An 18,910-nucleotide genomic window follows, 5' to 3' on the forward strand; every position below is an offset into this window, starting at 1 on the left:
AGCGCGATCTCGCCGGAAAACCGGGACCCACTTTTCCGGATCACGCTCAAAACCTGGAATTCTGACGGCGCCCATGGCGCCTAAAAAGGAAGCCCGGCCAAAAGACCGGGCGTACCTTGCTCGTTGCGGCGCAATATAGTCAGAAAACGCCAAAAAACAATGATTTGTTTGGCGATTGGTTACCCCATTTTCGGCGATCCTGCCGCTTTAATTGCCTTTTCCAGGGTCCGGATAGACGCCCCGCAACACCTCCTCGAAGTGATTCTTGACTGCCTCGTTGCAACGGCAGGCCCGGATGCGCAGGGCGTCGGGGTTACGTACCATGATCGAGCCGCGGCGGGTCTCCAGAACGCCGTTCGCCTTGAAGGTCTGGATCACGCGGCTGGTATAGCTGCGGCCGACCCCCAGCAGCGTCGCCAGCTGCTCATGGGTCAACGGCACGACGTCGTCGCCGTCGGTGCGCTCCATCGCCGAGATGATCCATTTGGCGGTGCGCTGCTCGATCGAATGGATCGCATTGCAGGCCGTGGACTGGAAGATCTGGGCCAGCATGCAGTCGGCGTAGCGCACAAATACGTTGCGCAGGCTGGCCGATCTGGACTTCGCCGCATCGAGCTTGCCGATCGGCATTCGAACGAACGGCCCGCCGAACTTGACCATGATGCGCGTGAAGGCGGGCAGGTAGCCCTGGCTGACGATGCCCCCCACGGCGCCTTCGCGACCGATCAGGATGGTCTCGACGTCACGACCGTCCTCGTTGGGCACCAGATAGGACGCCAGACTCGGTCCGCAGGGAAAATGCACGGTCTCGACATCGTCGCCGGGATTGTAGAGCAGGTCGTTAGGCTTGGCCTCTGCCGGCGACAGATGCGGCGCGATCAAGGCAAAGTCGCCGGCGCTGAGCCGTCGCAACAGGTTGTTGTAAGGACGGTCGTTCCCGTCAGGAGCGTCGCCGCTTCGCGCTGTCATTCCGGATGTCCCCTGGGCCCGCCACCCGGACAATATCCGATCGCATTGGATTGCTGTGTGTACAAGTGAACAGACAGGCGGGTCGGGACGTGATGGTTTCACAATTGGAACCGGTCGATGCCGACCCCCTTACAACGTGGCGAATGATGGAACCCGCAGCTTCTGACGGCATGCCCGGCGACGTATTGATTGTCGAGGACGACCCGATCATCGCGCTCGATTTCGAGGACACGATTCTCGGTTTCGGCGTGAGGGGGGTTCGTACCGCGGCGAATGTCGCCAGGGCGCTCGCCATGATCGCCGATCGCACGCCGGATTTTGCCCTGCTCGATGTCGGACTGGTGCGCGAAAAGAGTTTTGCGATTGCCGAGCGGCTGGATGAGCTGAAGATTCCCTTCATCTTCGTCACCGGATATGGCGTCGATGTCAGGTTGCCGGCCGCGCTCGCTGACAAGCCGCGGCTGCCAAAGCCGTATTCGTCGGAGGCGCTGAAGGCCCTGCTGAGAAGCCGAGCGAAGGGCAGCGGGCGCTGACGGTTCAGGCCCATTGCCGGGCGCGATCGCTCGATGTTTCGAACGGGCTTCCGTTGCAGTGGCGGGTTACAATGTGCCGGTAGCCCGGAACTGGGCGCCCGCCCGTTGCAGGCTTTGCGGCAGGCTCATCAGCACCGCCTTGCGGTCGGCCACCGCGTTGTGGAATTGATCGAGCGCGATATTGAAGGCGGTCAATGAGCCTTCCTCGATGGTGCCATGCTCGAAGCAGCGTAACGTATCGCGCAGGATATCGTCCGCCTCGGTTTGCATCTGGTCGAGTTCTTCGGTGGAATCGCTGTGCCGCGCGGCGGCAATCATGTCCAGCAGGCGTTCGCGCAATGTGCTGTTGTTGTGGCGCTCGTCCTTCTTGAGGTAGCCGGCGAACCAGGCGCCGGCCGAGCCCATCGCCGACAACCCCATCAGTCCCCACCAGATGAAATCGCTGTAGCGGTCGAAGAAGGTCTTTTCGTCGCCGTCGACGTAAGCCGCGGCGCCGGGATGCGCGGGAAGCACGGCGTCCTTGTCGGTATCAGGAGTTTCGATCTGCGCCGCCAGCGGAAAATCCGTCTTCAGGGTCTGGCGTGTCGCGAACAACTGGCGGGTGAAGGTGGCGACGGTCGATTCGGCCAGGCCCTTCCGCGCCACGATGTGGTGGGAGAAGCTGATGGTCTTGACTTCTTCCTCCGGTCTGGCGGGCGATCCGCCGAAGCTGCCCGCGGGTATTTCAGAGGCCTCGTAAACCGGATGGTTCTGGGCGATTGCCGCGGCCGAATCGATCGCGAGGAAGGTCGGCACCCCACCATCCCTGGTCGAGGCCGTGATAGCATCCGTGGTGATCTTGCTGTTGACGGGGCCGGCGGCGAGATAGGCATCCGCCTTCTGGTTTCGGATGGCTTCGGCGGCTTCATGGGCTGGAAACTGGACGATTTCGACCTTGGTCTGATCGACGCCGTATTGCTGCAGGATCACCTTGAGCAAATTGACATTGGCTTCGGTGCGGCCGACCACGCCGATGCGGCGTCCGGCAAGATGGACGATCCTGGTGATCTTCGGCGCCGCTGTCTTGCCTTTGACTTTGGCCGCCGGAGGCACCCACAGCACCACGACGTTCTTGCGCAGCGTCGCCACCGCCTGGGCATTTTTCGGCACGTCGAGATCGCCGCGGATGATGGCGAGATCGGCCTTGCTCTCCGCCAGCGCCTGGGCGCTCGCCCTGGCGCCATCGGTCTGCATCGGGCGCAAACGGATCTGGCCGCGCGCCGGGACAAAGGCCTGCGCCAGGGTTTGGATCACCTTGACGTCTTCGCTGTTGGCCGGGCCGACCGCGATCCGCAGCGTCACCGGGCGCATCGCAAAATAGTAGGCCGCCGCGACCGCGCCGACCACGGCGAGCAGCGCCGCCAGCACGACGAACATCAGGCGCCGTTTCGCCGAGCGAGGCGATTGCGGCCTCGGCGGTTCGACCGGCCCGACTCCTCCGGTCGATCTCGCAAACAAACGTTTGACGTTCAAATTCATGCTGCCAATCGGTTGAAACAATATTCTAGCAAATTTCCGGCCGGCGCGGGGTTACATCTGCGTCATGGTTACCGCAGGGCCCCAAACAGGGCTCTGGACTGGCTTTGCCGCCTTATTGTGGCATGGATCCCTGAACCCGACTTCGATGTTAGGGTAAAGTTCACGTGAAGCGGGAGGCGGTCATGGCGGAGCGGTTGTCGGCGGAGGCTCGGAAGGCGGCGCTGCTGGAGTTGCTGCCGGGGTGGGCCGAAACGCCCGGCCGCGAGGCGATCGCGCGAACCTTTGTCTTCAAGGATTTCAACGAAGCGTTCGGGTTCATGACCCGCGCCGCACTGGTGGCCGAGAAGAGCGATCATCACCCCGAATGGCGCAACGTCTACAAGACGGTGGAAGTGGTGCTGGCCACCCACGACGCCGGCGGCGTTACCGCGCTCGACATTGCCCTCGCCAAGGCCATGAACGCGATATCAAGGCAACTCGGCGTCGCCTGACACCGACTAATCTTGCAGCGGGGGCACGACATCCCCAACTCTTGCCTGCGACAGCTGCGGCGATCCGCCGCGCAAGTTTGGGGGAGCCTCAAGCGATGGCGTCCGAACATACCGTTGGCTTCGAGCCGGCCGACGAACTGGCGAAGGACCGCGAAAGCGTGCGCCGGCGCTTCTGGATCAAGCTGAGGCGGGTGGCGGGTAGACTGCCGTTCGCCGAGGAACTGCTCGCGGCCTATTACTGCGCGTTCGACCGGCAGACGCCGCGCCATGTGCAGGCGGCGCTGCTCGGGGCCATCGCCTATTTCATCATACCGTTCGACTTCGTCACGGACGTGCTGCCGGTGCTGGGCTTCACCGACGACGCCGCCGTGCTCGCCACCGCGATCCGGATGGTCGCCACCCACATCCTGCCGGAGCATCGCGATGCCGCCCGCGCCGCGCTGCAGCGGGGCATCGACCGCGACAGTGACGCGGGTCCAACCTCGTCCTGAAGGAGCCGCGCCCTTGCGCGGCGTCTCGAACCATGAGAGCCGGGCTCTGACTACCTCGACTTTTGCGCCGGCCGCAGCTGCGCCCGCGCCTGTTCGGCCTCCCATGCCTGGAACTGCCTGAACAGCGCTTCCCGTTCGGAGTCGGCGGGAAGCTTCCCGCCTGCCGTCTTCTGCTTCAGGAAGTCGTCGAACCGGCTGCGCGCCACGGGCTCGATCTTGTGCGCGTCGAGCCATTGTTTGGCGGCCGGAAAGCGCTGCCAGTCGGGCAACGGCGCCGACAGCGACACTTCCTTCCATTTCGGATGGAACGGCGGATTCTGGAAGGCCGGGAATTTGGTGAAGAACCTGTCCACGAACAGCGCGAGCTTGCGATAGCGCTCGGTGTTGGGCGCCCAGTTGTAGGCCGCCAGCACCGCCGGCACCGCGATGGTGTCGACCTGCGCTCCTTCCGCGATCAGATTGGGGTAGTCCTTCGCGGTCAGGGTGGCGGGCAGATAGTCGCCCTGCAGCGGCTTGGCGTATTCGACCGGCACGAGGTGAAACCGGTCGTCCTTGAACTGGCTGACGGACTTGTACGGCTTGCCGCCGGCACAGATCACGGCGTCGATCTCGCCGGCCTTCAACTTCTCCATCGAGATGCGTTGCTCGATATAGGCGAATTTCGGCTTGATTCCGAGCCGCTCGAACACGTTCGTCGCCGTGATGAAGGTGCCGCCGTTCGGAAGGTCGACGCTGACGGTCTTGCCCTCGAGATCCTTCATACTGCGGATCGATTTCGAGGCGATGACGTACATCTCCTCATTGTACAACTTGGTCACATAGGTGAACTGCTTCTTGATGTCCTTGGCGAAGCCTTTTTTCTCGAGATAGTCGAGCGTGTCGGACCGCACGATGCCGAGGTCGACACCCTGCAGAAACAGAATGTCGGCGACGCTCTGCACCGAGCCGCGGCCGACGATCGAGAGTACGCGCAGTTTGTTGCCATCGTCCAGCACGGATGCCAGGTCGGCGCCGAACTGAACATAGGTGCCGCCGATGGTGCCGGACATCACCGTCACCGTATTGGCGTTCAAGGTCCGCTTCGTCTCCACCGATCCGAACTGGAATATCGCCTTGAGGCTTTCGCTGACCTTGGCCGGGTCATATTCCTTTTCCTCGGCGCGCGCCGCGAAGCCATAAGCCATCGTCATGACGATGATCGCCATCCCAACCAAGCGTTTCATGGTGCCCCCTGCTATCGTGAGTTTAGTTGTGGAGTTGACTGAGGCGCTGCCGCGCTTCCTGCGAGCCGAACCGGGCTGCCTTGCGGTACCAGTCACGCGCCTTCGCCGGATCGGGAGTGATGCTTCGCGCATCCGGCGACCCCAGCACGGCCGGGTCGTACGTCTGGGCCAGCAGCAGCGCGGCGCCGGCCTCCTGTGCGTCCGCGGCGCGCTCGAGCAGCAATCGGGCAGAAGCGATATCGCCGATCGCAATCAGGCCGTTGGCCCGCTTCAGCAGGGTAGCGAGTTCACCGGCATCGAGCCGTCGTGCCGGCGGTGCCTCGACCGCGGGCGGACGGGTTTCCATCTGGCGCTGGTGAGCGGCTCGCAGCGCGAGAGCGATTTCGTCGCGCGTCGGCGCGGCCTGTTCGGACTGCGGCAAGGCGGCGAGGTTGACCGGTGATGGCGCGGCCGGCGCCGGCTGAGCGGTGGCCATTGGTGCTGCAAGCGCTGGCCCTGAAGCTGTTTTCGGCGAAGCGCTGGCCTGAGTGCCGATCAGCGCCGCCCTGGCGTTTGCAAACAAGGCGACTGGATTTTCCACCGAGAGGATCGCAATCGCGATGGCTACTCCGGCTGCCACCAAAAGGCCTGCCTTGATATATTGCGACCGGACATCCGCTTTATCAAAATCGTTTTCGCGGCCGTTGCCAAAGCCCCGCTGCATCGGTTTGGCGGCGTCATTGGAAAGAAAAAGTGGAATGTCCTCTGGAAGGAAATAGTCTCGCTTCGCCATCGATGGCGTCGGGCCGTATTCGATGAATTCGTCGCCGCCTGCAGCTTCGCCGGGCGATTTGACGGTTTGTTCGCCGCAAGCTGTGAGCCTGGTATTCTGCGCCATGGTGATGCCTCCCGCGCTACACACGCAACATCGGGCATCCCGGCATCAGCTTCTTATTTTCGTTGTCGACCGGGCGCCCGCCACTGAGGCCCTAAATCGCAGTTTGAATCAGTCCAAAAAGCGACCATCGCCGGGGCGAATCGGGAGATATCTTGATTTCATTGCGGCAAGACCCGACGATTCCGCGGTGAGTTTTTGCAGGACCTCGTCGCCCCGGCGCGGAGGCCGGGACCACGTTGTTGATAGAGTGCGCGCTATCGCAATGACGGGCACACAATCACGGATGCAGGATCACCTTGCCCATCGCCTTGCGGCCGGCCAGCACCTTTAGCGCGTCGGCGGTCTGGGCCAGCGGGAAGGTGCGGTCGACATGCGACGAGATCTTGCCTTCCGCGGCCCACTTCACCAGCTTTTCCAGATTGGCGCGGTTCTTTTCCGGATTGAGCCTGGCCCATGCGCCCCAGAATACGCCGCGGATGTCGCAGCCTTTCAGCAGCGCGAGATTGAGCGGCATTTTCGGAATGTCGCCGGCGGCGAATCCGATGATCAGAAAGCGGCCTTCCCACGCGATCGAACGCAGCGCGGCCTCGGCGTAAGTGCCGCCGACCGGATCGAAGATGATGTCGACGCCCTTGCCGCCGGTCAGCCGCCGCAGGCCATCCTTGAGGTCTTCGGTGGCGTAGTTCAGTCCGAGCTCGGCGCCGTGCGCCTTGGCGAATTCGAGCTTCTCGTCGCTTGACGCGCAGGCGATCACCTTCAGGCCCATCAGCTTGCCGAGTTCGCAGGCCGCGAGGCCAGTGCCGCCGGCGGCTCCCAGCACCGCCATGGTCTCGCCCGGCTTCAGGCTGGCGCGGTCTTCCAGCGCGTGCAGCGCGGTGCCGTAGATGATGAAGATCCCGGCGGCGCGATCGAAATCGAGATTGTCGGGGATCTTGACGATCGAATTGGCCGGCAGCGCGATCTTTTCGCGCGCGCCATTATGGCCGCAGGACGCCGCCACGCGGTCGCCGACCTTGAGGTCGGTGACCCCTGCGCCGACGCTCTCGATCACGCCCGCGACTTCGGCGGCCGGTGAAAACGGGAACGGCGGTTTGATCTGATATTTGCCCTGGATCATCAGGAGGTCGAAGAAATTCAGCGCCGCCGATTTGATCGCGATCACGGCCTCGCCGGGTCCGGCGACGGGATCGGGCACATCGGCCAGCACGAGATCGTCGGGGCCGCAATATTGCGAGCAGAGAATGGCTTTCATGGACACACCTGAGTTTCGGACGCACAAAGAGGGCTGAAGGCTTCATGCCGGATTTGCGGCCGGGCTACAATCTGATTCGGATGCTTTTGGGGTCGCCTGCGCTTCTCTCATCCGTCATTGCGAGCGTAGCGAAGCAATCCATGAGGCAACAAGAATGAATGGATTGCTTCGTCGCAAGGGCTCCTCGCAATGACGGCGATAGACAAGGAATCAAACGATGTTCGAAAAAGGCCTGCTCAAGGGAAAACGCATCCTGGTCACCGGCGGTGGTTCCGGACTGGGTGCCGCGATGGGACGCCGCTTCGTCGAGCTTGGCGCCGAACTGATCATCTGTGGCCGCCGCCTCGAATTGCTGGAGGCGACCGCGGCGCAGATGCGTGGCGAACTCGGCGGCAAGGTCAGCGTCGTCAGATGCGACATCCGTGACGGAGGCGCGGTCGAGGCCATGATGGATGCGGTCTGGCGCGAGGCACCGCTCGACGTGCTGGTCAACAATGCCGCCGCGACCTTCATCGCGCAGACCGAGCAGCTGTCGTTCCGCGCGGCGGATGCGATACTGGCGCCGACCCTGCACGGCGCGATGTATTGCACGCTCGGTGCCGGCAGGCGCTGGATCGAAGGCGCGCACAAGGGCGTGGTGCTGAGCATTCTCTCGACCTCGACCATTACCGGCCGCGCCTTCACGGTGCCGTCGGCAATGGCGAAGTCCGCCATCCTCGCGATGACAAAGAGCCTCGCGGTGGAGTGGGGACCCAAGGGCATCCGCACGGTGGCGATTGCACCGGGCGCATTCCCGACGCCGGGTGCGTCGGGCCAGCTTCGGCCCGAGGGCCGTGACGACAAATGGTCGTCGAAAAATCCGCTCGGCCGTGTCGGTGAACATGGCGAGTTGGCCGATCTCGCGAGTTTCCTGATTTCGGATCGGGCCGGCTACATCAATGGCGAGATGGTGGTGCAGGACGGCGGCGCGCATCTGCGCAGTTCCGGCGCCGAGGATCTGCTGCAATGGACCGACGCGCAGTGGGAGAAGCAGCGCACGGCGCGCTCGAAGGGCTGAGGCCGAGCCGCGTCACGACGTGCTGGATGCGCCGGCTCGGCGATCCCCCGACTGCCTTCCCAAAAAGGCATTTCCCGGCTATCCATCGGGGCGTGATCGGGCAATGCCGGGGGGCCATCTTCCAGTCACAATAATGAGGGAACCAGACTTGGTCATGTCCGTGCGGCGAATTCTGATATCCCTGATGGCTGCTGTGGTTGTGTGCGGGATCGCGATCCCGGCGCAGGCGCAGAGCGCGTCGTCGAAAGCCTCGAAAGATGCGGCCAAGCCCGCAGCCGCCAAGCCGGAGGCGAAACCCGCCGCTGGCGGAGCGGAACCGACGCTGATCGGCCAGTTCGGCACCTGGGGCGCCTACACCGCGACACCGAACGGCAAGAAGGTGTGCTTCGCGCTGGCAAAGCCCTCGTCGTCGAAAACCAATCCGCCGAATCGTCCGCGCGACCCGGCCTACGCCTTCGTCTCGACGCGCCCGGCGGAAAAGGTCACCAACGAAGTCTCCATCATGATCGGCTATGCGCTGAAGCCGGGCTCGGAATCGTCGCTGGAAGTCGGCGGCGCCTCCTACGCCATGTACACCCAGGGCGACGGGCTCTGGATCAAGAACGCCGCCGAGGAAGAGCGCATGGTGGAAGCCATGCGCAAGGCCGCCGAGGTGACGGTCAAGGGCATGTCCGCCAAGGGCACCGAGACCACGGACGTCTTCTCGCTGAAGGGGCTTGCCCAGGCGCTCGACCGGCTGGCGCAGGATTGCCGGCGTTAAGCCGCTTTTGACGCTGAAAACGATGTATTTGGTGGCTTTCCAGCAAGCCCTGGAAGGCCTATTTGATGTCTCATGACTGACACCTTGACCCATTCGCCGGAAGCCGGCTCCGGCGCCGGCGCGCCGCTGGAAAAAACCGCGCTCGAAACCTACGTGCCGCTGGCAAAACCGTCGCTGGTCGGGCTGTCGCGCGCGGAGATTTCCGATGCGCTCGGCGCCATCGGCGTTCAGCCTGCGCAGCGCAAGATGCGCGTGCAGCAGCTGTGGCACTGGATCTATGTCCGCGGCGCGCAAAACTTCGCCGACATGACCAGTATCTCCAAGGATATGCGGGCGCAACTCGAGACACATTTTACCGTGGCGCGGCCCGAAGTGGTCGCCGAACAGATCTCCAACGACGGCACCCGCAAATGGCTGCTGCGATTGCCGAGCGGCGACTCGATCGAAAAGGCGCATGAAGTCGAGTGCGTCTATATTCCGGAAACCGATCGCGGCACGCTGTGCGTTTCCTCGCAGGTCGGCTGCACGCTGACGTGCTCGTTCTGCCATACCGGCACACAGCGGCTGGTGCGCAACCTCACCGCGGGCGAAATCGTCGGCCAGATCATGGTGGCGCGCGACCGCCTCAACGACTGGGCCGACAGGGAAACCCCGACCGGCAGCCGCCTCGTCACCAATGTGGTGATGATGGGCATGGGCGAGCCGCTGTATAATTTCGAGGCGGTGCGCGACGCGCTGCTGATCGTCTCGGACAATGAAGGCATCGGCATTTCCCGCCGCCGCATCACGCTGTCGACGTCGGGGGTGGTGCCGAACATCGCCCGCACCGGCGACGAGATCGGCGTCATGCTGGCGATCTCGCTGCATGCGGTGCGCGACGAGTTGCGCGACGAGCTGGTGCCGCTCAACCGGAAATACCCGATCGCCGAATTGCTGCAGGCCTGCCGCGACTATCCCGGCTCGTCCAACGCCCGGCGCATCACCTTCGAATACGTCATGCTGAAGGGTGTCAACGATTCGCTCGACGATGCAAAACTGCTGGTCAAGATGCTGAAGGGCATCCACGCCAAGATCAATCTCATTCCGTTCAATCTGTGGCCGGGCACGCGATACGAATGCTCGGACTGGGACCAGATCGAAAAATTCTCCGAATACATCTTCAACGCCGGCTACTCCTCGCCGGTGCGCACGCCGCGCGGCCGCGATATCCTGGCGGCCTGCGGCCAGTTGAAGTCGGAGACCGAAAAACTGTCGGCGCGCGAACGCCAGGCGCTGCGCGCCATGGCGATGACGGATTGATGGATTCCCAATCCTCATGGACCGGTGGCTTCCGCAGTGGCACATTCAAATTCCTCATGGTGAGAAGCGCGTCCGGCAGCGCTCTTGCGCTGCCGGCGTGCGTCTCGAACCATCGGGCACGCTGCCTGTTGCCATCCTTCGAGACGCGCGCAAGGGCGCGCTCCTCAGGATGAGGACCGAGCGGATGCGCGACAGATGAGAAGAATCCGATGTCACTGATCGGCCGCCTGTTCGTCATCCTGTTCGGCTTCCTTGCCGCCTGTCTGGTGGCCGGAATCATCGTGGTCGGCGCGGTGCTGTTCCCGGAATTTTCCGATTTCTCCGATAGTCAGATCGACCCGTCCGCGCTCAACGTCATATTAGGGTTCGGTTTCATCTTCCTCAGCGGCTTTGCGCTGTTGCCGGCGACCATCGTGGTTTTGATCACCGAGGCTTTCTATATCAGGAGCGTGCTGGCTTACGCGCTGGGCGGCGGCCTCGTCGGGCTCGCCTGCTATCTCGGCTTGATCCCGTTCGATCCCGACACGCTTCGCTTCGACGGCATTGTCCGCCGCCATCTCGAAATCATGACCGGCGCCGGCATCGTCGCGGGCCTCGTGTACTGGATGATCGCGGGCCGTAACGCCGGCGCCTGGCGCGAACCGCGCCGCCCGCTGACACCCCCGCCGCCGCTGCCGTCGCATTCGCCCGCACCGCCGCCGCCAGCGTCATGAAGAAGCGGCCCGGACGCCTTTTCATCCCGGGCGGGCTCGGCTAAACCCCGCGCCATGAACCGATCGGGACTTTATACCGCGCTGGCGCTGGTGCTCGTTGTCGGATTGCTGTTCGGGATTTATCCCGAGCTCGACCTGCAGCTGGCCGGGCTGTTCTTCGATGCCTCGAACAAGACTTTCCCGCTGAAGTTCAATACGCTGGCGATGATCGCGCGCGACGGCGCGATGTGGATCGCGTGGGGCCTCGCGCTGCCGTCGATCGTGGCTCTTGTGGTGAAGCTGGCGCGGCCGGACAAGCCGCTGCTGGTGCCGGGGCGGACGGTCATGTTCCTGCTGGTGACGCTGGTTCTCTCCGCCGGCATTCTCACCAATCTCACCTTCAAGAGCCATTGGGGCCGGCCGCGTCCCATCGTGGTCACGCAATTCGACGGTCCGCAGCAATTCGTGCCGTGGTGGGATCCGCGCGGCAGCTGCGGCCGGAACTGCTCGTTCTTTTCAGGCGAAGCCGCGACGGCGTTCTGGACCTATGCGCCCGCGGCGCTGACGCCGCCGGCCTGGCGGCCGCTGGCGTTTACCGCCGCGACGCTGTTCGGCGTGGTCACGAGCGGCCTGCGGATGGCGTTCGGCGGCCATTTTTTCACCGATGTCGCGATCGCCGGGCTGGTGACGTTTATCGTGATCTGGCTGGCCTTTGCCTGGATCTACCGCTGGCCCTCGACCCGGCTGTCCGACGCGCGCATCGACGCCGCGCTGACGCGGTTCGCCTGGCCGCTCTACCGGCTGCGGCAGAAATGGCGCGGGCGCGATGTGGGCTCCCGGTAAGTTCGACTTCATCACGCCAGGCGCCATTAAACGCGTGCCCACCGGCGGGAAATTTGATATTCGCGCACTCAAACTGCAAACGACGCCAAACAACGTCCGCCATCCCGACCGATTGGAAGCTCCATGAGTACGATCCTGAAAAGCCTGCCCAAGGGGGAAAAAGTCGGTATCGCTTTCTCGGGCGGCCTCGACACCTCAGCGGCGCTGCTGTGGATGAAGCAGAAGGGCGCCCGCACCTTTGCCTATACCGCCAATCTCGGCCAGCCTGACGAGACCGACTACGACGAGATCCCGCGCAAGGCGCTGGAGTTCGGCGCCGAAAAAGCCAGGCTGGTGGATTGCCGCACGCAACTGGTCCACGAGGGCATTGCCGCCATCCAGTCCGGCGCCTTCCACGTCTCCACCGGCGGCATCGCCTATTTCAACACCACGCCGCTCGGCCGCGCCGTGACCGGCACGATGCTGGTCTCGGCCATGCAGGAGGACGGCGTCAACATCTGGGGCGATGGCTCCACCTACAAGGGCAACGACATCGAGCGATTCTACCGCTACGGCCTGCTGACCAATCCGAATTTGCGGATCTACAAGCCCTGGCTCGACCAGCAGTTCATCGACGAGATGGGCGGCCGCGCCGAAATGTCGGCGTTCATGACGTCAAGTGGATTCGCCTACAAGATGAGCGCCGAGAAGGCGTATTCGACCGACAGCAATCTGCTCGGCGCCACCCACGAGGCGAAGGATCTCGAGAGCCTCGACAGCGGCATCAAGATCGTCAACCCGATCATGGGCGTGCCGTTCTGGCGCGACGACTGTGCGGTCAAGGCCGAGAAGGTCGCCGTGCGGTTCGAGGAGGGCCAGCCGGTCGCGCTGAACGGGAAGACGTTTGCCGATCCGGTCGCGCTGTTCCTCGAAGCCAACGCCATCGGCGGCCGGCATGGCCTCGGCATGAGCGACCAGATCGAGAACCGGATCATCGAGGCCAAGAGCCGCGGCATTTACGAAGCACCCGCCATGGCGCTGCTGCACATCGCCTACGAACGCCTGGTCACCGGCATCCACAATGAAGACACCATCGAGCAATACCGGGTCAGCGGCATGCGTCTTGGCCGATTGCTCTACCAGGGGCGCTGGTTCGATTCCCAGGCCCTGACGCTGCGCGAAACCGCCCAGCGCTGGGTGGCTCGCGCGGTGACCGGTGAGGTGACGCTCGAGCTGCGCCGTGGCAACGACTACTCGATCCTGAACACCGAGAGCCCCAACCTGACCTATCAGCCGGAACGGCTGAGCATGGAGAAGGTGGAAGATGCGGCGTTCACGCCGGCGGACCGTATCGGCCAGCTGACTATGCGCAACCTCGATATCACCGATACCCGCGCCAAGCTGAATCTCTACGCAAAGACGGGCTTGATATCGATGGGCGAAGGTTCCGACATCCTCAAGCTCAAGAACGACAACGGCTGAACCGCGCGGGCGTAATTTTGGATGATGCCGCGGGCTTCATCGAGCCTGCGTAATGGAGCCGTCACTCACGACCGGTAGCATGACAGACGCCGCGCGTGCCCTGCGATAGAGGTCGCTCCAGTGCCGCGCCGCAATCTCTGACGCGGAGCCCCATCATGATCAAGTATTTCGCCGCAGCGTCCCTCATGGTCCTGGCGTCGGGATCATCAGTTCTTGCCCAGACGGTCTACCCGATCGACCGCGCCGAGATTCTTGCCGGCGCGAAATTCGACTTCAAGGTTGAATTCGCTGATCGCGTCGATCCGGCGAAATTGCAGGTGACGGTGAATGGCGAGGATTATGCCGCCGTGTTCGGCCGCGCTGGCACGTTCATCGAGCGCGAGGACGGCAAGGATCAGTCGGCGCTGCTGCTGCGCGACGTCGCGCTGACCAGGCCCGGCCGCGTCACCGTCGAAGTCGGCGATGGCACGCGTCGCCGCAAGCTGGCGTGGACGGTCTACGACACCGGCCCGCGCAAGGCGAAGAATGTCATCCTGTTCATCGGCGACGGCATGTCGCCCGCCCATCGCACCGCCGCGCGGCTGTTGTCCAAGGGCATCGCGGAAGGCAAGAGCCTCGGCAAACTGGCGATCGACGACATGCCGCATATGGCCATGGTGGCGACCGCAGGCATCGATTCGATCATCACCGATTCGGCCAACTCGGCCAGCGCCTATGCCACCGGTCACAAGACCGCCTCGGCTGCGATGGGCGTCTATGCCGACCGCACCATCAGCCCGTTCGACGACCCCAGGGTCGAAACCATCACCAGTCTGGCCAGGCGCCGGCTCGGCCTCGGCATCGGTATCGTCACCAATACCGAAGTCGAGGATGCCACGCCGGCCGCGATGATCGCGCACACCCGCCGCCGCGGCACCTATGACGAGATCGTCGCGCAGTTGTTCGCCGCCAGGCCCGACGTCCTGATGGGCGGCGGCAGCGCCAGTTTCCTGCCGAAAGATGCGCCCGGCTCGAAGCGCAAGGACGATATCGATTATGTCGCCCGGTTTCGCGAGGCCGGCTACAGGATGGCGACGACCGCGGGCGAACTCAATGCGCTGGCGGCCCAACCCGAGACGCGCCAATTGCTCGGCCTGTTCGCCACGGGGAATATGGATGGCGCGCTGGACCGCAAATTCCTGAAGGGCGGCGGCGTTGGCAAGTTTCCCGAACAGCCCGATCTGACCCAGCAGGTCCAGGCCGCATTGGATGTGCTGTCGCGGAATGAGGCCGGCTTCTTCCTGATGGTCGAATCCGGAATGATCGACAAATACGCGCATCTGCTGGACATGGAGCGCGCGGTGTACGACACCATCATGCTCGACAATGCGGTGCGGCTGGCGCGCGACTGGGCGCGGACGCGCGGTGACGACACGCTGATCCTGGTCGTGGCGGATCACAATCATCCCAACAGCCTTGTCGGCACCATCAATGACGACATGGGCGTGACGCCGAACGTGCCGCTGCGCGAGCGCGTCAGCGTGTACGAGAAGGCGGGATTTCCGAATTATCCCGATCCGGATGCGGAAGGTTATCCGTCGCGCGTCGATGTCAGCCGCAGGCTGGCGATCTTCTCGGCCGCGCTGCCGGATCACTACGAAACCTTCCGCCCGAAGCTCGATGACCCGAACGAACCGACGGTGAAGGGCGAGGCGCCCGGGACCTTCAGGGCCAATGAGAAATACAAGGACGTTCCCGGCGTCGCGCTGCGTTTGGGCAATCTGCCGGCCATGATGCGCGCCAGCGTGCATTCCGGAGAAGACGTGATCCTGACCGCGGCCGGACCGGGTAGCGAGCGGGTCCGCGGATCGATGGATAACACCGAAATTTTCCGCGTCATCGCCGATGCCCTGGGCCTGGCGCCGGCGGGGCCATAGCGCTTCCTTCTCCCCTCCCCACCGCTTCGCGGGGGGAGGGAGAAGAAAGCGCACTGGCTCAGTGAGCTGCAAGGCGCCTCTCAGGAAAGCGTCGGTCCCGAGAACATCAGCTTGACGCAGCTGCGGAAGATCAGGATCTGGCGTTCCAGCCGGCGCGGATCGTTCAGCGTCTTCGATAGGATGATGGCGCCGTCGACGATGCATGACAGCATGTCGGCGAGATCGTCGAGGTCGACCGCTTCCTTCGGCGGATAGACCGCGGCGATGCCGTCGAAGATGCCGCGGAAGCGCGCGTTCCAGTCCCGCACCGACTGCGCGGTGAGGTCACGCACCTCGCGATCGAACAGTCGCTCCTGATAGCAGATGCTGGCAATCAGGCAGCCGGGATGGCCGTTCGGCAGGTCGGCCATCACTTCGGCAAGCAGCTTCAGCGAGATCAGGAACGCCTGCAGCGGATCGTCCGACAGCTGCCGGCCGCGCGCGAAGATGTCGTCGAACAGACGATCATTGGTGTCGACGTAGCGGCGCAGCATCTCGCGCGCGAGCGCGTTCTTGTCCCTGAAGTGATAGAAGAAGCCGCTCTTGGTGAGACCGGCTTCCGCGATGACTTCCTCGATCGAGGTGGCACCGAATCCCTTGGCGAGGACGGCCGCCTCCGCGACCTCGAGGATCCGCTCCCGCGTCGCTTCGCCCTTTCCCATTCAACACTCCGAAAACTGCCCTTGGAAAACTGTACTCGCGGTACGGATTGTTGCGCTCGCAGCCGCGCGGTGGCTTCGTCCGCGCCGTACAACCCCATGATTTCGTATCAATTTCCAGCCAAAGGTTCAGCCGCACCACGCGTGCGCTAGGAAGCCGCGACATTATGCAGCACCAGTTGCACGAGACCAGGGCCGGCGTCGTGAGACCGAACGGACGGCACAGGGCGGATTGATGACGGAGTGATTGCAGTGACAAAATATCGACACGACCTGCCGCAACGCCGCGGCGGCATTTTTCTCACCGACGGCGGCATGGAAACGACGCTGATTTTTCACGAAGGTGTCGAGCTGCCGCACTTCGCGGCCTTCGTGCTGCTCGACAGTCCGGATGGCCGGCAGAAGCTGAAGCAGTACTACCAGGCCTATCTAGCGGTCGCGCGCGCGCACGGTACCGGCTTCGTGCTCGACAGCCCGACATGGCGCGCCAATTCCGATTGGGCCGACAAGCTCGGCTATGACGCCGCAGCGCTCAAGGCGATCAATGTCCGTTCGATCGCGTTCCTGGAGGGCCTGCGTGCCGATTGGGAAAGGCCGGAGGCGCCCTGTGTCATCAGCGGCGCGATCGGTCCGCGCGGTGACGGTTACAAGGCAGGCAACATGGATGCGGCGGAGGCCGAGGCCTATCACGCCGCACAGATTGCCGCCTTCGTCGAGGGCGGCGCCGACATGGTGACGGCCTTTACGCTGAACAGCATCAATGAAGCTGTTGGCATCGCGCGTGCGGCAAAGGCACAGCGGATTCCCGCGGTGATTTCGTTCACGGTGGAAGCCGACGGCCGCCTGGCGGGCGGCGAGACGTTGCGCGAGGCCATTGAAACAGTGGATCGCGAGACCTCGGGCGCGCCCGAATACTACATGATCAACTGCGCGCATCCGGTGCATTTCGAAAACGCGCTGCGGGCGAGCGAACCCTGGGTCAGACGCATCCACGGCGTGAGAGCCAACGCATCGACCAGAAGCCATGCGGAGCTGGATGAGTCCACGACGCTCGATGCGGGCGATCCGCGCGATCTGGGCCGGCGCTACCGCGATCTCAGGCGCATGTTCCCGGCGATGCGCATGCTCGGCGGCTGCTGCGGCACCGATCACCGTCATGTCCAGGCGATCTGCGAAGCCGTCCTGCCGCCGCGGGCCCTCAGCGCCTGAATGGTCAAATAGCCAAACAAAATGGCCGGGATTTCTCCCGGCCATTTTTTCTGCGATTGCCTTGCCTTAGCGGCGCGGCGGCGCGGTGCCGGGCGGCGGCGGCGGCAGCGATGCTGTTCCGCCATTGAGCAGCGGCGTGATGTTGCGGATCGTAACGCGCCGATTGATGGCGCTCGGCCCGTCGGTATCCTCTTTCGGATATTGCTCGCCATAGCCCTGCGAGGTCAGGTTTTCCATCGGCACGCCGAATTGCTGCGTCAGCAGCGTGGCCGCCGACTCGGCGCGACGATCCGACAACGACAGATTGTCGACGTCAGATCCCACCTTGTCGGTATGGCCTTCGATCAGGAATACCGCGCGCGGGTTGGCCGCGATGGCGCGATTGAGCCCGTCGGCGATCGCCTGCAGCTTCGCTGCCTGATCGGGGGGGATTTCCCACGATCCGGTTTCGAAGTTGATGCTGTTGATGTCGATGCTGGGCATGCGTTGCCGCACCGAGGCGCTGTAACGGATCTCGTCCAGCGAGTAGCGCCGTTCGAGCCGCTCCACCGGCGGAGCGATCATGGTGTCGTAGAGCAATTCCGGCGACGCATCGTCGGCTTCGACGATGTAGCGCTCCCGCGGAATACGCAGGATCGGCGGCGCCAGGTCGACATAGAACCCACCGATGCCGCGCGGGCCGCGATAGCTGTTGTCGATGATGATGATCTCGCGGCCGCGCTGATCCCTGCGGATCCGGCGCAGCAACTGGCCGTTGCGATCGTTCACCGTGATGATCTGCGTACCATCGGGACGGATCACGATGGTGCGCGTGTCGTTGCCGACCCGCTCGGTCCTGATGTCGCGCGCGCCATAGCGGAAGCGATCCACCTCGTTGTGGCGAATGAACGACTGGCCACTGGGATCGCGAACGATGATCCGGCCGGGCTCGGTGAACACCGTACGCCCGCCTTCCTGGCTTTCCCGACGTTGGCCTTGGAAACCTCCCATCGTTTTCGTTCCCACAGGTGCTGCGCCCGGCGCAATCGGCGTCAGGGCCTTGTCCGGCGGCGGCGCGGGCGGAATCGGCGCGCTGACCGTTGGCGGCGGGCGACGAACCATCGGCGCGCCGGGCGGCAAGGCGCTCTGTCCACCGGGTCCACCTGCGGCAGGCGCAGCAGTCGGCGCACCCGGAGCGGCGGGCGCACCTGGAGCGGCAGGCGTCGTTGTCGGCGCAGGTGCACCCGGAGCGGGCGTGGTGGTCGGCGCGGGTCCACCGGGAGGGGGGCTACCTGGAGGCGGCCCGGTACGTGCCGGTGGTGCCCCCGGAACCGTGGTTGGAGCGGGCGGCGTGCCCGCTGCGGGCGGGGCGCCGGGCGGCCTGCCTCCAGGCGGCGGTGTGCCTGCACCGGTGCCTGCCGCAGGTGGCGGCGTCGGCGGCGCGGTCTGAACCGGCGGCAATTGCTTGGTGCCCGCGGGCGGCGGCGGCACGGGAGGCGGCGCGCCCTTGTCCATGGGCCTCACGGGCGCGACGCTCGGCGCAGCCGGCGGCTTCGGCGGCACCGGCGGTGGTGCAGCTGTCGGCGGCGGTGGCGGTGCGGTACGCGCAGCGGGAGGCGGCGGCGGAGGCGTCGCGGGCTTT

General features: G+C 64.2%; 18 protein-coding genes. 11 read left to right on the forward strand and 7 right to left on the reverse strand.

Going from position 1 to position 18,910, the window contains the following annotated elements; all coding sequences use genetic code 11:
• Window positions 1–207: 207 nt before the first annotated feature.
• The gene (locus Q7U29_RS11940; protein ID WP_304741622.1) at window positions 208–969 is read right to left on the reverse strand and encodes a Crp/Fnr family transcriptional regulator; all 762 of its coding nucleotides are present in this window, start codon (window positions 967–969) and stop codon (window positions 208–210) included.
• 146 nt (window positions 970–1,115) lie between these two features.
• On the opposite strand from Q7U29_RS11940, the gene Q7U29_RS11945 reads away from it, so the two are divergent.
• On the forward strand, window positions 1,116–1,502 hold the full coding sequence (locus Q7U29_RS11945; protein WP_304741661.1) for a response regulator: 387 nt from the start codon (window positions 1,116–1,118) through the stop codon (window positions 1,500–1,502).
• Window positions 1,503–1,568: 66 nt separating this feature from the next.
• On the opposite strand, the gene Q7U29_RS11950 is transcribed toward Q7U29_RS11945, so the two are convergent.
• Window positions 1,569–2,918, reverse strand: coding sequence for a TAXI family TRAP transporter solute-binding subunit (locus tag Q7U29_RS11950; RefSeq protein ID WP_304741624.1), 1,350 nt, complete (start codon window positions 2,916–2,918; stop codon window positions 1,569–1,571).
• 284 nt (window positions 2,919–3,202) lie between these two features.
• On the opposite strand from Q7U29_RS11950, the gene Q7U29_RS11955 reads away from it, so the two are divergent.
• Together Q7U29_RS11955 and Q7U29_RS11960 are read left to right on the forward strand one after the other, a co-directional pair.
• On the forward strand, window positions 3,203–3,511 hold the full coding sequence (locus tag Q7U29_RS11955; RefSeq protein ID WP_304741626.1) for a 4a-hydroxytetrahydrobiopterin dehydratase: 309 nt from the start codon (window positions 3,203–3,205) through the stop codon (window positions 3,509–3,511).
• Between the two features lie 95 nt (window positions 3,512–3,606).
• On the forward strand, window positions 3,607–4,002 hold the full coding sequence (locus Q7U29_RS11960; protein WP_304741628.1) for a YkvA family protein: 396 nt from the start codon (window positions 3,607–3,609) through the stop codon (window positions 4,000–4,002).
• Between the two features lie 50 nt (window positions 4,003–4,052).
• Here the strand turns inward: Q7U29_RS11960 and Q7U29_RS11965 are convergent, their stop codons facing one another.
• The 3 genes from Q7U29_RS11965 to Q7U29_RS11975 all read right to left on the reverse strand — a co-directional run bounded on the left by Q7U29_RS11965 (window position 4,053) and on the right by Q7U29_RS11975 (window position 7,354).
• Window positions 4,053–5,225 carry a TAXI family TRAP transporter solute-binding subunit gene (locus Q7U29_RS11965; RefSeq protein ID WP_304741630.1) on the reverse strand — a complete coding sequence of 391 codons (1,173 nt, stop codon included), beginning with the start codon at window positions 5,223–5,225 and terminating at the stop codon, window positions 4,053–4,055.
• Window positions 5,226–5,247: 22 nt separating this feature from the next.
• Entirely contained in the window at window positions 5,248–6,102 is an 855-nt protein-coding gene (locus Q7U29_RS11970; RefSeq protein WP_304741632.1) for a hypothetical protein, read from the reverse strand.
• A 277-nt stretch (window positions 6,103–6,379) separates the two neighbouring features.
• Complete coding sequence (locus Q7U29_RS11975) at window positions 6,380–7,354, reverse strand: NADPH:quinone oxidoreductase family protein (protein ID WP_304741634.1); 975 nt, start codon at window positions 7,352–7,354, stop codon at window positions 6,380–6,382.
• Between the two features lie 217 nt (window positions 7,355–7,571).
• Between Q7U29_RS11975 and Q7U29_RS11980 the strand changes: the two genes are divergently transcribed.
• From Q7U29_RS11980 to Q7U29_RS12010, 7 genes are all read left to right on the forward strand, one after another.
• Window positions 7,572–8,411 (forward strand): SDR family oxidoreductase, encoded by an 840-nt coding sequence (locus Q7U29_RS11980; protein WP_304741636.1) that lies wholly within the window; start codon window positions 7,572–7,574, stop codon window positions 8,409–8,411.
• A gap of 154 nt (window positions 8,412–8,565) precedes the next feature.
• The gene (locus Q7U29_RS11985; protein WP_304741638.1) at window positions 8,566–9,171 is read left to right on the forward strand and encodes an invasion associated locus B family protein; all 606 of its coding nucleotides are present in this window, start codon (window positions 8,566–8,568) and stop codon (window positions 9,169–9,171) included.
• Window positions 9,172–9,243: 72 nt separating this feature from the next.
• On the forward strand, window positions 9,244–10,470 hold the full coding sequence (gene rlmN / locus Q7U29_RS11990) for a 23S rRNA (adenine(2503)-C(2))-methyltransferase RlmN (protein WP_304741640.1): 1,227 nt from the start codon (window positions 9,244–9,246) through the stop codon (window positions 10,468–10,470).
• Window positions 10,471–10,679: 209 nt separating this feature from the next.
• On the forward strand, window positions 10,680–11,183 hold the full coding sequence (locus tag Q7U29_RS11995; RefSeq protein WP_304741642.1) for a hypothetical protein: 504 nt from the start codon (window positions 10,680–10,682) through the stop codon (window positions 11,181–11,183).
• 54 nt (window positions 11,184–11,237) lie between these two features.
• Window positions 11,238–12,005 (forward strand): phosphatase PAP2 family protein, encoded by a 768-nt coding sequence (locus Q7U29_RS12000; RefSeq protein WP_304741643.1) that lies wholly within the window; start codon window positions 11,238–11,240, stop codon window positions 12,003–12,005.
• Between the two features lie 123 nt (window positions 12,006–12,128).
• Window positions 12,129–13,466: an argininosuccinate synthase gene (gene argG, locus Q7U29_RS12005; RefSeq protein WP_304741645.1), complete on the forward strand. Its 1,338-nt coding sequence runs from the start codon at window positions 12,129–12,131 to the stop codon at window positions 13,464–13,466.
• A 155-nt stretch (window positions 13,467–13,621) separates the two neighbouring features.
• Window positions 13,622–15,382 (forward strand): alkaline phosphatase, encoded by a 1,761-nt coding sequence (locus tag Q7U29_RS12010; RefSeq protein ID WP_304741647.1) that lies wholly within the window; start codon window positions 13,622–13,624, stop codon window positions 15,380–15,382.
• A gap of 80 nt (window positions 15,383–15,462) precedes the next feature.
• Here the strand turns inward: Q7U29_RS12010 and Q7U29_RS12015 are convergent, their stop codons facing one another.
• A complete protein-coding gene (locus Q7U29_RS12015; protein ID WP_304741649.1) occupies window positions 15,463–16,083 on the reverse strand; it encodes a TetR/AcrR family transcriptional regulator in 621 nt (206 codons plus the stop codon).
• Between the two features lie 249 nt (window positions 16,084–16,332).
• Here Q7U29_RS12015 and Q7U29_RS12020 point away from each other — a divergent pair, with 249 nt between their 5' ends.
• A complete protein-coding gene (locus Q7U29_RS12020; protein WP_304741651.1) occupies window positions 16,333–17,289 on the forward strand; it encodes a homocysteine S-methyltransferase family protein in 957 nt (318 codons plus the stop codon).
• A gap of 66 nt (window positions 17,290–17,355) precedes the next feature.
• Here the strand turns inward: Q7U29_RS12020 and Q7U29_RS12025 are convergent.
• On the reverse strand, window positions 17,356–18,910 hold a 1,555-nt coding region (locus Q7U29_RS12025; protein ID WP_304741653.1), incomplete at its 5' end, for an OmpA family protein.

This window comes from Bradyrhizobium sp., assembly GCF_030654605.1.
Taxonomy (GTDB): Bacteria; Pseudomonadota; Alphaproteobacteria; order Rhizobiales; family Xanthobacteraceae; genus Bradyrhizobium.